Raw genomic sequence first — 14,905 nt, 5'->3', positions numbered from 1 at the left:
ACGCGATTAATCGCGTCTCTATTCCTAACTCCTAACTCCCCGTAGCGTTTGACACTGGGGGCAAAAATGACTAGATCGCCCCGCTAACCTAATTCGTTGAATTGCTGTACCACAAACTCGACATGGTTCTCCAGCGCGGTTATAAACCCAGGCCACACCACCATAGTTGCCATTAGTACCTTTAACGCTTAAAAAATTACTAAAAGTTGTACCACCAGCCTCAATGCTGGTTTCTAACACTTGAATTATCGCTGTTCGTAAACGCTCAATTTGCTTTAGCTGCAAATCTATACACAAAGTTTCAGGTAAAATTCCACTTTTAAATAATGCTTCGTCAGCATAAATATTACCTAATCCCGCCACCACAGATTGATCCAGGAGCGCAGTTTTAATTGGACGGCGACGGTTTTGCAGTTTGAGTGCTAAATATTCGACAGTAAATTCGGGTGAAAATGGATCTGCTGCCAGCTTTGCTAAACCAGTCATAATACTTTCTACAGCAACACCAGGCGGAACCCACCACATTTTCCCGAAGGTACGTTGATCAACAAAGCGCAATTCCTGGTGTTCCCCAAAGAATAATCTAACCCGCGTGTGCTTATGTAATGGTTCATCTCGATGCAGCCAAAGTAGTTGACCGGTCATTCGCAGATGAACCCCTAGCCAGCCGGTTGATGAAGGGGAAGATAAGGAGAGTTCGGCGAGGAGATACTTGCCGCGACGATGCCAAGTAGCGATGGCATTCTTTTTAATTCCATCAACAAACTCACCGACAGAAAACGGGTAGGCGATGGTGCGATTGAGCAACACATCTCCACCCGTGATTTCTTGGTTGAGGGTCAATTGATTTAGACCTCTTCGGACTGTTTCAACTTCAGGCAGTTCAGGCATTCAAGCTGATTAAGCAGGCAATTTTGATGTATTTGAGGGATCAAGGAAGAAAAGATGGGGTAGTAACTTACATAGCCGTAGATGGCTCGTATTACTACCCAAGAGAAACCGTAAATACCCGCAGGGCGGCTCTCATAGATTAGGGTAGGCTAGGATGAAGAATGAATGAACTGAAAGTTTCAGATTTCATACTTCAGACTTAAGACTACCCTTCATCATCGCATCAAACAAGCCCCTTGTAGCTTTGCTGCTATTTTTTCGGTGCTTTAGCCTTTGGTGCTTCAACCTCGACTAATTCATCCTGGGCAAAGTTGTTGGTATTGATACCAGAGTAATTGACCTTTTCAAAGCGGACAATTACAGGGTATTTGATGCCGCTTTGGTCAATGGAAGCCACAGTTCCAAGATCCTGAAACCAGTAGGATTCAGGGCGGAGAATACGTACTTTAGAACCACGTTGAACCATGATTATTTTCCCTTTTAGTTATCAATCGCCAATCTAGAGGGCTAATTGATTTCACTCTACAACCTGAAGGTCGCAGCAGGAGTCTTTGTTAAGTTATTTGTCTGAATTGGGGACTGGGGACTGGGGATTGGGGATTGGGGATTGGGGATTGGGCATTGAATATTATTTATTTTTTATCCCTTATCTTCCTCATCTCCCTACTCCCTACTCCCCACTCGCTACCCAAAGTTTAAAAAGGTATTAGAACCTACTTGACAAGGTACACGTTATAGCTTACCTTCATTCGCAAATAGTATTTTGGTACATACTTATGTTTTACTCAATATGAATACACTACCCTCGTTACCTCTGCCGATCCGCAGATCGTTATCTATATAAGTGATATCTAACCAGCCTTGCTGTTTATCACTCTTTATTGCAAAATCAATTCCGGGAAATTTTCTACCTGCTTCAATTTGTTGGATAAAAGTTACCGGAGAATTGTATTCTATTAAACGTTGTAAGCCGATAATAGACCGCTCGAATTTCACTTGGACACGCCGATCTGAAACTGGCTCAAATTTAGCAGCAACACTGACTAATCCTTCCAAATAAGGTAAGCCATAAATCTCAGCTATGTTGTAAACACTGGTAGTCTCTACCCGGATACACTGATAGATTTGACCTAGTTTGCACAAAGGTAGACGATCTAAGTTTAAAAGAGCCTTGCTAGTGGTGTATAGTAATCGCCAATTGCCATCTAGCAAATTACTAGCTTCCACCGGACGGGGTGTAGGATTAAAGTCTTCTAAGTTAGCGATCGCTGCTAAGATAGCCTGTTTCTGTTCTTCGGTCGCCAGTAGACCGCGATTTGTACCAGCGATCGCATCGATAAGAGCCGCTTTTCCCATCATCGCCTGTCACCTCTAAAATCACTCACTTTCCATCAGCATAAACAAGATATTAAGGACATATATGTAGAGCCATAAAAATTACTAAGAATCGCTTGACTAAGCCTTATGCTTACTAAATAAAAAAATTTCTATCTGAGTGCGGATTTATCAACTAAAGGGTTGAAAAGATAACTAAATTAATCCGTGTCAAGTGATAGACTCTAAATGTCAACTTACGTAAACCTTTTCTTGTCCTCACTCGATATGTTGAACTCTCCATTACGTGAAGTAGCCCGTAACCAACGAGCCGATGTCATCCCCCTAAAGCCAGAGTCCTCTTTGTTGGACTGGTTGAAAACCAACGGCCGGATTATCGCGCGTGACGTTCACGAACCGGATTTTCGAGATAACGAAGAAGGAATAGATTCTCTAATGGGTGTAGATGATGGAATTGGCTACGACCTCGATGATGATGATGATGATATAGGAATCGCTGAGGATTAGCCTTTTCAGGTTAGGGACTTGGTAGTATCCCTAGTTCCTGGTATTCAATTTTATTAAGTGTGGAGTGAAGGGAAACTTCTGTGGACGCTAAATTATCTCCTGAGCAAGGATTAAATATTTCTGGAATCGCTCTAGCCTCTTTATTAGCCGTTGGGCTGGGCACAACAGCATTTTTCTTGGATTCGATGGCCAATCGGCTACCCTGGCAAAGTATGTCACTAACTCTGCCACTACTTTTGTGTGCTATGGGTTCAGGTGTAGTGGGCTATTGGGTAATACCCCTACTTCAAGCACTCAAAACTGGACAAATAATCCGCGAAGATGGCCCCCAAGCCCATCTAAAAAAGGCAGGCACTCCCACAATGGGAGGTATATTTTTTATACCTGTGTCTGTGCTACTTGCCTGTATATTATCTAGCTTTTCTAAAGAGGTGCTTGCAGTTTCGGCTTTGACAATCAGCTACGGATTGATTGGCTGGCTCGACGATTGGCAAATTCTGCGCCGTAAATCAAATAAAGGTATATCTCCCCGGACAAAACTAGCTTTGCAGGTGAGTTTTGCAGCAGTGTTTTGTCTATGGCTGATGTTTAATCAACCTTCTAATATTACAAATATTGCTTTGCCTTGGGTGAGCTTCACACTACCTTTAGGATTCTTATTTTGGCCCTTAGCAGGTTTTGTACTAGTTGCAGAAAGTAATGCGACTAATTTAACAGATGGTATTGATGGCTTGGCAGCAGGAACAGTTGCGATCGCACTTTTGGCATTAGGTGCTATGGTCGCGCCTACAGCACCAGGATTGATGGTTTTCTGTGCTGCTTTAAGTGGTGGGTGCTTAGGTTTCTTAGCCCATAATCGTAACCCAGCCCGCGTTTTCATGGGAGATACTGGTTCCCTTGCACTGGGAGGAGCTTTAGCTGCTGTAGCACTATTGACAAATACCTTAGTAGCTCTGTTCATCCTCAGTGGTATCTTCTTCGTAGAAACCCTTTCGGTGATGGCACAGGTAAGTTATTACAAAGCCACGAAGGGCCCCGATGGCAAAGGCAAACGCCTCTTCAAAATGGCACCTTTACACCATCATTTGGAACTTACAGGCTGGTCAGAATTGCAAGTGGTTGGAGTATTTTATATAATCGCCGCTATCTTGGCTAGCATCTGTTTAACGATCGCTCCATTCTGAATGTTTTAAAAACTACTTGAATATAAAATGACAACTCCTACATCTTCAGGGAGTTGTTTTTTTATACGGTCAATTTTATGGGTTTCTGATTTCTATTTTAATTCAAGGTATTTACATACTCTCTAACTCGATTCTTCCCTGTTCGCTTTGCCTCAAGCATCGCTTGATTCGCCCGATTCAACAAATCCTTAACCGTAATCCCTGGTTCTGATACAGCTATTCCAAAAGAAGCAGTGATGCTTTGGAGGATCTGATCGCCGTCCTTCAATTGCATTTGTTCAATATCTAGCCTTAATTGTTCTACTCGCTTCCTGAGCGTTTCCAGTGTCATATTAGGCATCACAATCACAAATTCTTCACCACCCCATCTGCAAGGAATATCAAAAGAGCGAATAGATTTTAACAGCAGTTTTGCTAATCCCTGGAGAACGATGTTGGCAGTTACGTGCCCATAGCGAGAGTTATAAGATTTGAAGTTATCGATATCAAGGAAAATAATACTAAGAGGTTGTCCCGACCGTTCAGCTTCCGCTAGCCTTTGTTCCGTTATGCTTTGCATATAGCTTTGATTGAATAGTTGGGTCATCCCATCCCGCAAGCTATCATGAGTTAGACGTTGTTTTATCGATAGATTATTCAGTGCAATGCCTAATGTTCTAGCAATAATCTCAGTAATTTGTTGATCTTCTGGACTGATTTCTTCAAGCGCATCGATGTGTAATATCCCAACTACTTCGCCTTGTGCAAACAATGGAACACACAAATGTGTGCCGCTAACAGGTTGTATTAAATGACTGCATATTAGTCCTGAATTACGAGGCGATAAAAGGTTGAATTTTCCTCTCCGCAATGCCCAACAATCAGATAGTGAAAATATTTCTTTACTGCTTCTTTCACCTCCCCAAAAACTATTCATCTGAACATAATTTTTGGAATTAGCAATTATATAAATAGAACCACTCATATTAGGAAACAGCTTAGAACAAGTTAAAGCGACCACTTGATACACCTCATCTTCAGATTCACAGGAATAAAGCATATCCGCCATATCTGAGAGATATATCAGTTCTCGTTTTTTTGCCTCTAATTCCAGTGTTTTTTCTTCTAGCTGCCGATTTAGGTCAGTGAGCGATCGCTGTGCTTCTATGGATTCTGTAATATCGATACTAATCCCACCGATGCGGTAAGCGCCCGTTGCGTAATCGGTAAACGGAAATTTAAACGATAGCCAGTAGCACGGCTGATCGTTATCAGATATCTTTACCTCTTCAATCAGCTTCAAGGGACGTAGAGTTTTCAAAACGAATTGATCATTTTCCATTACCCGCCGCCCCTGCTCTGGATCTGGCAAGAATTCACTATCGGTTCTTCCCAACCATTCTTGTGGATCTACTGAAAATCTTGACTGTAGTTCCTGGTTGTAGTAAAGCAGTCTAGATTGCTCATCTTTGATATAGGCTCCAAAGGGGCCATTATCTAAAAATAGCTGTTGCATCTGCTGGCTACGTTGAAGTTCGTGGGTATCTTCTTGAGATTTGGCGATCGCCTTGACAATTTGATAAGCGGTTGGTGTCAGGTAGAGTAAGGCAGACAAGGAAACAAACGCCATTACATCAAGTACGCCTAAGTGCAACAGCGACACTGCTGAATGCGGCTCAAAGATTGCCAGAAGGTGATGAAATCCGCAAAATAGTATGAATCCACCTGATAATAAAAAAGCTAGCCAAAACTGCGAAGGGATAGTTGCCTTCGTTTTGGCAAAGAAAACCCCTATTATTATGGGGATACCAAAATATGAAAATGCAGTAATGCCGTGAGCAATTATGCAATTCCAGTAAATAGGTTCCATTAGTGATCTGATATTAATATTTCATTCGCTTCACTATAATTCTGGGTAGTCTCAAGATGTAAGTGGAGAAAGGATGATTTCAGTGCCTCATCCCTTATTGTTACAAAATTTATCATGGCAACTTTTTGAACGGCTGCTCATTTTACACCCTTACAAACCTGACTTACCAAGTGAATGATTTCGGGCAAAATCAATTTTTCCATCGCCAGCCGTACAGCATTGCTAGAACCAGGAAGCGAGAAGATTAATTTATCTTGATAAACACCAGCAACAGCGCGAGAAGCGATCGCTCGCGAACCAATTTCTTGATAACTTAAAAAGCGAAATAACTCACCAAATCCCGGCAAAGTTTTCTCCAGTAACTTCTCAATGGCATCGTAGGTAGTATCTCTTGGTGCAATACCTGTGCCACCATTGAAAATTACAGCATCCAAATTTGCGCTTTTACCTAGATTTTCTATCTGCCCTTGAATTTCTGTTGGTTCATCTTTGATAATCGTGTAAGCTCCTACGGCATGGTTAGCACCAAGGAGTAACTGCTGAATTAGCTGGCCACTTTTATCTGTTTCCAAAGTGCGTGTATCGCTGACAGTAACCACAGCACAAGTTACCGTAATCCCAGGCGAATCTGGATGGGGTTGTCGCGTCATGGTTAAGCCCTCAAATTTTTGATCTATAGATAATTGGGCATGGGGAATGGCGCATTGGGCATGACAATTACCGATGCCCGATGCCCTATGCCCTATGCCCTATGCCTCATTTTTGCTCAGACCTAGATCGTTTTCTTCAGCATACCGCTCCATGAAGCGCATAAAGCGATCCCATTCTTGGGCAGATTTCATTACGTAAAGTGCTTCTAATTCTTCCGGTTTCCCGTTAACAAATTTAGCCTTAACTTCACGGGTAATTATTTCGCCTTCTTCGTCAATCAAGTACATCCCGGTAATATCTTCGGTGCTACCTTGATCTAAAATTTTCGGATTCGTAAAAATAAACGTCGCTGTACCACTGTCTCCAGTGCGCGATCGCGTCAAGCGCACATCTGGAGTTACCTCTTCGTCAAGACCTCTAGAAAACTGGATTTTTGCCATGATGAATGAATTTAAACTTTGGTAATGGTTAATTTAATATTCTCTCATCAATTAGAACACCACGGTCTAGAGGCTACTGTTATTCATTTTTTAGTATATATACTTAAATTGCTTCTTTTTCAAGTAACAAAGTTACGGGGCCATCGTTTTCAATTGTAACTTGCATCATTGCACCAAATTTACCTGTTTCCACCTGTAATCCGCTAGCCCTTAACTTGGTAACAAAACGATTATACAAATCTTCTGCTGATTGAGGAGCGGCTGAACGGTCAAAAGAAGGACGGCGACCTTTGCGACAGTCACCGTAAAGTGTAAACTGACTAACTACTAACAAATCGCCGCCAATTTCTTGTACAGATTTTTGCCAGCGATCATCTCCTTCTGCATCAGGAAACAGCCTCAATTCTAAGCACTTACGCACCATCCAGTCGATTTCAGCATCAGTGTCGGTATTGGCTATGCCTACAAGCAAATTTAGCCCCCGCCCAACTTTACCGACAATTTCACCATTAACTGTAACTTGAGATGATTTAACTCGTTGGATAACAACACGCATTTTAATCTAAAGGTTCATCAACGTTTCAATTTTAGAGCGATGTCTACGACGGGCTACGCCTACGCTATTTTCTCATTTCCATTGCTCAAAATCGATGGCGGAGCCATTAAGAATGCATTCCCAGGTGGAACCTGGGAACGATTATACGAGTATTAAACTTTTAACTATTGTACAGACGCGATTAATCGCGTCTCTCCTAACTTTTATTTCCCAAACCCTTTACCGCGAGAGGTTGAAGGCAGACAAATGCAGTTTTCGAGTTGACTAATTAAAGCCTCACGATCTAAATTTTGACCAATCAGCACTAGCTGATTTTTCAATTTACCTTTCCATTCATCATCATCCAAGGTGAAGCGTTTACCGCAAAGGTGGAAAATATGACGCTTCGGACTTTCGTCAAACCACATAATCCCCTTCGCTCGGAAGATATTTGAGGATAGCTGGTTATCTAAGAAATACTGAAACTTCCTAATAGAAAAAGGCTTGTCACTTTGGAAAGATATGGAAGTAAAACCATCATTTTCTAAATGGTCAGAATGATGGTGATGATCGTGATGGTCGTGGTCATGGTCGTGATGATCGTGACCGCATGTTGAGTGATCGTGATCATCATGGTCGTGATGGTCGTGTTCATCCACCACTGTGTCAAAATATTTATCTGACTCAAATAGACCAACACTCAAAATTAAAGGAAGTGGCACTTGCGATCGCGTAGCGCGAATAATTCTTGCTCCTTCCTTAACTTCGTTAATTTTTCTTTCTAACTCAGTCAAAGTGGCTTCATCAACCAAATCAGCCTTGTTCAGCACAATGACATCACCATAAGCAATCTGGCTATATGCGGCCTCAGAGTTAAATAAATCTAGGCTGTAATTCGCCGCGTCTACTACGGTAATAATCGAATCCAAGCGGGTTAAATCCCGCAACTCTGTGCCCAAGAATGTTAGAGCGACTGGTAGCGGATCTGCCAATCCAGTTGTTTCTACTACTAGATAATCTAGATTTTCTTGGCGTTCTAAAACTTTGTAAACTGCATCTACTAAATCATTATTAATAGTGCAGCAGATACAACCATTACTTAGCTCCACCATGTTCTCACCAGTGGAAACAATTAGCTCGTTGTCGATGCCAATTTCACCAAATTCATTCACTAGAACAGCGGTTTTTAAACCCTGTTGGTTGTTGAGGATATGATTAAGTAAAGTCGTCTTGCCACTACCGAGGAAACCCGTAATGATTGTTACTGGCATTCCTTGTTTGGGCGTATCCATTGCGGAAGAGTCGGGTGTAACTGCTGATTGCATAGCGCTGTTATCAAATAGTCAAAAAATAGTAATGTAGCGCAGATAGTCCAGAAAACACTAGCATAGGGATGCTGGACTGTCATCCCAGCTGCCTTACCCTATTATTACGTATCTCCTTATTTCAGCATTACTCTGTTATGACCCTAACCCTTTACAATACCCTCACCCGTCGTCAAGAACCGTTTGAAACAGTCGAACCAGGCAAGGTTAAGATGTATTACTGCGGCGTGACGGTATACGACTACTGCCATTTGGGTCATGCGAGAGCTTGCATTGTTTGGGACGTAGTACGCCGATATCTCCAGTTTATCGGTTATGAAGTCCGATATATCCAAAATTTTACTGATATTGATGACAAGATTCTAAATCGATCGCGGCAAGAACATTCATCAATGGAAGCTGTAGCCGATCGCTTTATCAAAGCATATTTTGAGGATATGGCGCGGCTGGGAATCAAAGAAGCTGATGAATATCCCCGTGCTACCCACACGATGAATGGCATTCAGCGATTAATTCATGAGTTGGAAAATAAAGGTTTTGCCTACCCTGCTGATGGCGATGTGTATTATGCAGTACGGCAGTTTGCTGAGTATGGCAAACTTTCGGGACGCAAGTTAGAAGATATGCAAGCGGGAAAAAGCGATCGCGTCAATGTAGAAGATCCAGAGTACCAGAAAAAGAAAGATCCGTTCGATTTTGCTTTGTGGAAGGCAGCAAAACCGGGAGAACCCGCTTGGGAATCACCTTGGGGTGCAGGTCGTCCGGGGTGGCATATAGAATGCTCGGCAATGGTGCGCGATCGCCTGGGTGATACCATAGATATTCATGCTGGTGGTGCTGACTTAATTTTTCCCCACCACGAAAACGAAATTGCCCAATCTGAGGCTGTAACAGGAAAACCCTTAGCGCGTTACTGGTTACATAACGGCATGGTAAAGGTAGATGGTGAAAAAATGTCCAAATCTTTGGGCAACTTTACCACTATTAGAGACTTGCTAGATCGAGGAATTGACCCGATGGCAGTGCGGTTATTCGTGCTAACGGCTCAATATCGTACACCAATTGATTTTACCGACGAAGCGATCGCCGCAGCAACCAACGGCTGGCACACCATTAAAGAAGGTTTACTTTTCGGCTACCAATACGGTAAAAAACTAGGTTGGGATTTAGGGACTGGGGACTGGGGACTAGGGACTGGGAATATCCCAATACCCAGTACCCAATACCCAGTACCCAATCCCTATACTGAACGCTTTCAAGAAACGGTAAATAATGACTTTAATTTTCCTGGTGGATTAACAGTATTGTTTGAATTAGCGAAAGAACTGCGCCGTGAAGGAAACATTCTTGTGCATGAAGGGAAAACCGAAACATCACCAGAGGAGTTACAGCGTCAATGGCAAACTCTTGTCAGATTAGCTGGAGTTTTGGGTTTAGAGGCCGAGATAGAAGCCGAAACGGACAAGAGTAATGGTTTAAGCGATGCGGAAATTGAAGCGAAAATTCAGCAAAGACAAGAAGCACGTAAAGCCAAAAATTTTGCCGAAAGCGATCGCATTCGTGACGAACTCCAAGCAGAAGGTATTACGCTAATTGATAGCCGTGATGGCACGCGCTGGCATCGTAATTAGGGAGTGGGGAGTAGAGGGAGTAGGGGGAAAATTCCCCATTCCCCATTCCCCATTCCCCATTACCCCTTATCCCCAGAGGGGGCCCCACCTTCCCCATTCCCCATTCCCCATTCCTTAAATTATGTGGTCTGAACTTAGAAAAGCGATCGCTAGTTTCGATATTCCCGCTGATTGGATTGGTATTAGAGCCGTAAAGGAAACTTCTACTACCCGTTTAGTCCGCGACGCCTTACCCCAAGTAAACGGCAAATCCTTCACTGTCGGAGCTATGCTGGAAGTTTTGGTAAATGGCTGTCTGGGTTATGCAGCAACTAACTCTCTGGAACTGTCTTCCCTGCAAGCTGCTGCCCAAACTGCCTATAACCAGGCACTAGCAGCCAGTGAATGGTGGATACATCCCTTCCGTGAAAGTGAGCGTCCTAAAGTTGTTGGTGAATATAAATCTCCATTTATCGAGTCATTGGATGCTCTGAGTCCAGGAGAAATCAACGATTTATTGGTCCGTATTTGCCAAACACTAAAAGTTGACGACAAGATTGTGCAAACCATAGCCAGTGCTAGCACAACCGAAAAAGAATCTTGGTTTGTCAGCAGCAACGGCTCAGAAGTCTATCAAAAAATACTATCTATAGGCACTCATTATGGAGTAACTGCTCAAGATGGAGCAATTGTACAGCAGCGTAGTAACAATGGCTCCCAAGCAAACTGTTACCAAGGTGGACTAGAACTTTTACAACAAGAAAACTTATGGCATCGGGTGCGGCAAATTGGCGAACAAGCAGTAGAACTTTTAACAGCAGAAGAATGCCCCACCACCCGCACCAATTTAGTTTTAGCGCCAGACCAAATGATGCTGCAAATCCATGAAAGTGTCGGGCATCCCATAGAAATTGACCGAATTTTAGGAGATGAGCGTAACTATGCGGGAGGCAGCTTCGTTAATAAAAGTGATTTTGGCAACCTAGTATATGGTTCGCCACTGATGAATATTACTTTTGATCCCACTGTCCCTGGTGAATTTGCCAGCTATGGCTTTGATGATACTGGTGCTGTAGCAACAAAGGAATATTTGGTTAAAGAAGGTATACTCCAACGGGGTTTAGGCAGTCTAGAGAGTCAAGTTAGGGCAGGTGTAGCAGGAGTTGCTTGTGCCCGTGCTTCCTCATGGAATCGACCAGCGATTGATCGCATGGCTAACTTGAATTTAGAGCCTTTAAACGGCACTTTTGAAGACATTATTGGCGGTATAGAACATGGCGTTTACATGGAATCTAACCGATCTTGGTCAATTGACGATCGCCGCTACAAATTTCAATTTGGTTGCGAGTACGCCAAATTAATTGAAAACGGCAAACTCACCAAAACCCTTCGTAATCCTAACTATCGCGCCACAACACCAGAGTTTTGGCATAGTTTAATTAAAGTCGGAGATGTCACAAACTGGCAAATGTATGGTACTCCTTATTGTGGCAAAGGAGAACCAAATCAGGCTATTTCGGTAGGACACGGTTCACCTGTTTGTGTATTTGCGAATGTCGAAGTTTTTGGTGGAGGAACTTGAACAATACAATAGTTAGGAGTTGGTAGTTAGGAGTTAGGAGTTTTGAATTAAGTAGGTAGGCATAATTAAACATCAAATAAAATTCTAGCTCGTAGTGAGCGATTCATCGCTCAAAAAAAGGATTATCATGACTAAAGTCCTTACCCTTCTCCTAACGGAGACGCTGCGCGAACGGGTTCGTTAGTCGCTCATGGGGGAAACCCCCTTGGCGCTAGCCTCTCCCCTTGGGAGAAGACCGCGCTAACTCACTACAAACTTTAATTTATTTCCGCCAGCTACTTAGAAAAATTATTTTAACTCCTAACTCCTAACTCCTAACTCCTAACTTTTTTCCTATTCCCTTTTAATATTTAATATCTATGAAAATTGAGGAATTATCTACATTAGAAGTCAGCTTTAATCGACTGATTGAAAGTCTGTTGATCAAAAAAGCAGACAATGAACAATTCACTGTAAGACTTAGCAGTGAAATAAGTCAATTTACTCGTTTTAATCATGCTAAAGTCCGACAAACTGGTTGTGTTGCTGATGGTTGGATAGAACTGACTTTGATGAAAGATCAGCGCAATAGTGTTCGGCAGTTTCCCTTTACTGGAAATTGGGATGTAGACTGGCAGTTAGCATATACTGCTTTGCAGGAACTACGTGAAGAAATTATTCTATTACCAATCGATCCATATCTAGTTTTACCATCAGGAAATAATACCAGTCGAGAAATACATTCTGGGAATTTATTGGCGGCGGAAGCAGTAGTGCCAACAGTGCTAGAACTAGTTGCGGGATTAGATTTTACAGGTATATATGCAGGAGGAATAGTAATTAAAGCTTATGGCGATTCTAGTGGTCAAAAACACTGGTTTGCTACTGATTCTTTTACATTAGATTATTCTCTATTTTCCCCATCTGAACAAGCAGTAAAGGGCACATTTGCAGGGAGTGATTGGGATGAATCTGCTTATACAGCCAAAATTAGCGAAGGCAAAAAGCAACTCGAATTGCTTGCTCGCCCAGTTAAAGAATTGCCACGGGGACAATATAAAACTTATTTTGCACCTGCTGCTGTTGCAGATTTATTATTAATGCTTTCTTGGGGAGCAGTAAGCGAAGCTGATATCCAACAAGGAAACAGTGCTTTAGCTGCTTTATCGCGTCAAGAAAAACAACTGTCTCCAAAATTTAGGTTGAAAGAAAACTTTCAACGCGGATTAGTACCACGATTTAATGAATTGGGAGAAATAGCCGCACCGGAGTTACCTGTAATAGAAAAAGGATATTTGGTAAATACTTTAGTGAATTCTCGGACTGCTAAAGAATATCAAAAAATTGCCAATGGTGCTAATAGTTCAGAAACTTTACGAGCGCCAGAAGTGAGTCCAGGAAATTTAGAATTTGAACAGATTCTTCTGAATATAGATACAGGATTATATGTATCAAATTTACATTACTTGAATTGGAGCGATCGCCACACTGGTAGAATCACAGGTATGACTCGCTATGCTTGTTTTTGGGTAGAAAACGGAGAAATTATTGCACCCATTGAAAACTTACGTTTTGATGAAAGTCTCTATCGCTTTTGGGGAGAAAATTTAATAGATTTGACTACTTTTCAAGAATTTATTCCCGAAGTAGGAACTTACGAAAGTCGCCAACTTGGAGGTAGTTTAGTTCCTGGTATGCTGGTGAAAGATTTTACTTACACCCTATAATCCAATACGGTTCGCTTAAGGCAAGAGACGCGATAAATCGCCGTCTCTACAAAGGACTGATTCTTGTAAAGACGGCAATAATTTTTCCCCATCTCTCGTTAAAACCTCTATCTTTTTTTACCAGGAGGTGAATTGCGCTGGGTGAGGTTATCAATTTGTAATTGTTGCCTTCCGTTGGTGATAATTCGCAACATCTCTTTGAGATCCTGCTCAATATTTCCCAAAATGCCATCGGCATAAGCATCAGCACCATCTTCAATTTCTTGAGCGTGAGCGATCGCAGTTTGTCGCATTTGCTCTAACTCTTGCTGACAAGCATACCGCTTGCGGTCAATCTCGGCGAGGGTTTCTTGCATTATTCCCTCACACTCTTGTTGCACCTGTCGCCGCAGTTGTTCAGCTTCCTGTTCTGCCTGTTGAATAATATCGCTTTCAGCTAAAATTTGCGCTCTTTTTGCTTGTGCAGCCTCAACAACCTGCTGTCCATACTCTTCCGCCTCTAGCAGAATTTCATCCTTTTGTTCTAGAATCACTGCTGCTTCTTGAAAAAGTGATGGTAAAGCAAGGCGAATGTAATCAAGCTGATCTAGCAGCTTTTCTTCATCTATGAGTGTGCGTCCCGTCAGCGGAATCCTGAGACTAGAGAGAACCATTTCCTCTAGGCGGTTGAGTTCCTGCTGAATATCTATGCTTCCCTCTCCACCGAGATACTCTTGAGGGGGGGGATTGCTTCCGTTGAGATTGGGGTCAACATTGGAGATTTGTGATTGTAGCATTGGTATATATCTAGGGCAATGTGTGGAGGAACGAGATGATCGATAGAGCCACCAAACCTTGCAATCTCTTTTACCACACTACTACTTAAAAAACTATACTCATTTGAGGTTGCAAGAAAAACTGTTTCTATTTGGGTAGAAAGAGTTTTATTGGTGTGAGCCATTTGCAGTTCCACTTCAAAATCTGACACAGCCCGTAAACCCCGGAGCAAAACTTGTGCTTGTCGCATTTGAGCGTAGTTGACGGTAAGACCATCAAAGCTGTCTACTTCTACATTCGGTAGATGTTGTGTAGAATGACGGATCTGATCTAGCCGCTGCTCCACGCTAAAAAGTGGCATTTTATTGGGGTTCCGCAGTACAGCGACAATCACCCGCTCAAACAGGCGACTACCGCGCTGGATGAGGTCTAGGTGTCCCAAAGTGATGGGGTCGAAGCTACCAGGATAAATAGCTATCACAATTTTAAATATATCAAAGTTGTTTAAGTGATTATATCGAAACCGTTTTGTGT

The 14,905-nt window shown here is 42.4% G+C and carries 15 protein-coding genes; 5 read left to right on the top strand and 10 right to left on the bottom strand.

Features of this window, described 5'->3' with window-relative positions; all coding sequences use genetic code 11:
• Positions 1–24: 24 nt before the first annotated feature.
• From ACWATR_RS10705 to ACWATR_RS10695, 3 genes are all read right to left on the bottom strand, one after another.
• On the bottom strand, positions 25–891 hold the full coding sequence (locus tag ACWATR_RS10705; protein ID WP_460332116.1) for a DNA-formamidopyrimidine glycosylase: 867 nt from the start codon (positions 889–891) through the stop codon (positions 25–27).
• Positions 892–1,141: 250 nt separating this feature from the next.
• Positions 1,142–1,357 carry a photosystem I reaction center subunit IV gene (locus tag ACWATR_RS10700; protein ID WP_094349537.1) on the bottom strand — a complete coding sequence of 72 codons (216 nt, stop codon included), beginning with the start codon at positions 1,355–1,357 and terminating at the stop codon, positions 1,142–1,144.
• A 308-nt stretch (positions 1,358–1,665) separates the two neighbouring features.
• Positions 1,666–2,250 carry a PAP/fibrillin family protein gene (locus ACWATR_RS10695; RefSeq protein WP_460332114.1) on the bottom strand — a complete coding sequence of 195 codons (585 nt, stop codon included), beginning with the start codon at positions 2,248–2,250 and terminating at the stop codon, positions 1,666–1,668.
• Between the two features lie 243 nt (positions 2,251–2,493).
• Here ACWATR_RS10695 and ACWATR_RS10690 point away from each other — a divergent pair, with 243 nt between their 5' ends.
• The gene (locus ACWATR_RS10690; protein WP_069073934.1) at positions 2,494–2,733 is read left to right on the top strand and encodes a DUF3134 domain-containing protein; all 240 of its coding nucleotides are present in this window, start codon (positions 2,494–2,496) and stop codon (positions 2,731–2,733) included.
• Positions 2,734–2,813: 80 nt separating this feature from the next.
• The gene (gene mraY / locus ACWATR_RS10685) at positions 2,814–3,917 is read left to right on the top strand and encodes a phospho-N-acetylmuramoyl-pentapeptide-transferase (RefSeq protein WP_460332112.1); all 1,104 of its coding nucleotides are present in this window, start codon (positions 2,814–2,816) and stop codon (positions 3,915–3,917) included.
• 97 nt (positions 3,918–4,014) lie between these two features.
• On the opposite strand, the gene ACWATR_RS10680 is transcribed toward mraY, so the two are convergent.
• From ACWATR_RS10680 to ACWATR_RS10660, 5 genes are all read right to left on the bottom strand, one after another.
• Complete coding sequence (locus tag ACWATR_RS10680) at positions 4,015–5,766, bottom strand: diguanylate cyclase (protein ID WP_460332110.1); 1,752 nt, start codon at positions 5,764–5,766, stop codon at positions 4,015–4,017.
• A gap of 137 nt (positions 5,767–5,903) precedes the next feature.
• Positions 5,904–6,416, bottom strand: coding sequence for a MogA/MoaB family molybdenum cofactor biosynthesis protein (locus ACWATR_RS10675; protein ID WP_460332108.1), 513 nt, complete (start codon positions 6,414–6,416; stop codon positions 5,904–5,906).
• Positions 6,417–6,515: 99 nt separating this feature from the next.
• Positions 6,516–6,857 carry a photosystem II reaction center protein Psb28 gene (gene psb28 / locus ACWATR_RS10670; protein WP_181931871.1) on the bottom strand — a complete coding sequence of 114 codons (342 nt, stop codon included), beginning with the start codon at positions 6,855–6,857 and terminating at the stop codon, positions 6,516–6,518.
• 103 nt (positions 6,858–6,960) lie between these two features.
• Positions 6,961–7,413 (bottom strand): D-aminoacyl-tRNA deacylase, encoded by a 453-nt coding sequence (gene dtd / locus ACWATR_RS10665; RefSeq protein WP_460332106.1) that lies wholly within the window; start codon positions 7,411–7,413, stop codon positions 6,961–6,963.
• Between the two features lie 203 nt (positions 7,414–7,616).
• Positions 7,617–8,717 (bottom strand): CobW family GTP-binding protein, encoded by a 1,101-nt coding sequence (locus ACWATR_RS10660; RefSeq protein ID WP_460332104.1) that lies wholly within the window; start codon positions 8,715–8,717, stop codon positions 7,617–7,619.
• Positions 8,718–8,854: 137 nt separating this feature from the next.
• Here ACWATR_RS10660 and cysS point away from each other — a divergent pair, with 137 nt between their 5' ends.
• From cysS to ACWATR_RS10645, 3 genes are all read left to right on the top strand, one after another.
• The gene (gene cysS / locus ACWATR_RS10655; RefSeq protein WP_460332102.1) at positions 8,855–10,348 is read left to right on the top strand and encodes a cysteine--tRNA ligase; all 1,494 of its coding nucleotides are present in this window, start codon (positions 8,855–8,857) and stop codon (positions 10,346–10,348) included.
• A 121-nt stretch (positions 10,349–10,469) separates the two neighbouring features.
• The gene (locus tag ACWATR_RS10650) at positions 10,470–11,909 is read left to right on the top strand and encodes a TldD/PmbA family protein (protein ID WP_460332100.1); all 1,440 of its coding nucleotides are present in this window, start codon (positions 10,470–10,472) and stop codon (positions 11,907–11,909) included.
• A 359-nt stretch (positions 11,910–12,268) separates the two neighbouring features.
• Positions 12,269–13,615: a TldD/PmbA family protein gene (locus ACWATR_RS10645; protein WP_460332098.1), complete on the top strand. Its 1,347-nt coding sequence runs from the start codon at positions 12,269–12,271 to the stop codon at positions 13,613–13,615.
• A gap of 107 nt (positions 13,616–13,722) precedes the next feature.
• On the opposite strand, the gene ACWATR_RS10640 is transcribed toward ACWATR_RS10645, so the two are convergent.
• Positions 13,723–14,391, bottom strand: coding sequence for a DivIVA domain-containing protein (locus ACWATR_RS10640; RefSeq protein WP_460332096.1), 669 nt, complete (start codon positions 14,389–14,391; stop codon positions 13,723–13,725).
• Complete coding sequence (gene coaD, locus ACWATR_RS10635; RefSeq protein WP_069073946.1) at positions 14,301–14,852, bottom strand: pantetheine-phosphate adenylyltransferase; 552 nt, start codon at positions 14,850–14,852, stop codon at positions 14,301–14,303. The genes ACWATR_RS10640 and coaD overlap by 91 nt, the downstream gene beginning before the upstream one ends.
• Between the last annotated feature and the right edge of the window lie 53 nt (positions 14,853–14,905).

It is taken from the genome of Nostoc sp. UIC 10890 (assembly GCF_054786515.1).
The sequence above is the reverse complement of the archived record's forward strand: the minus strand, read 5'-3'. Positions and strand labels throughout refer to the sequence as shown.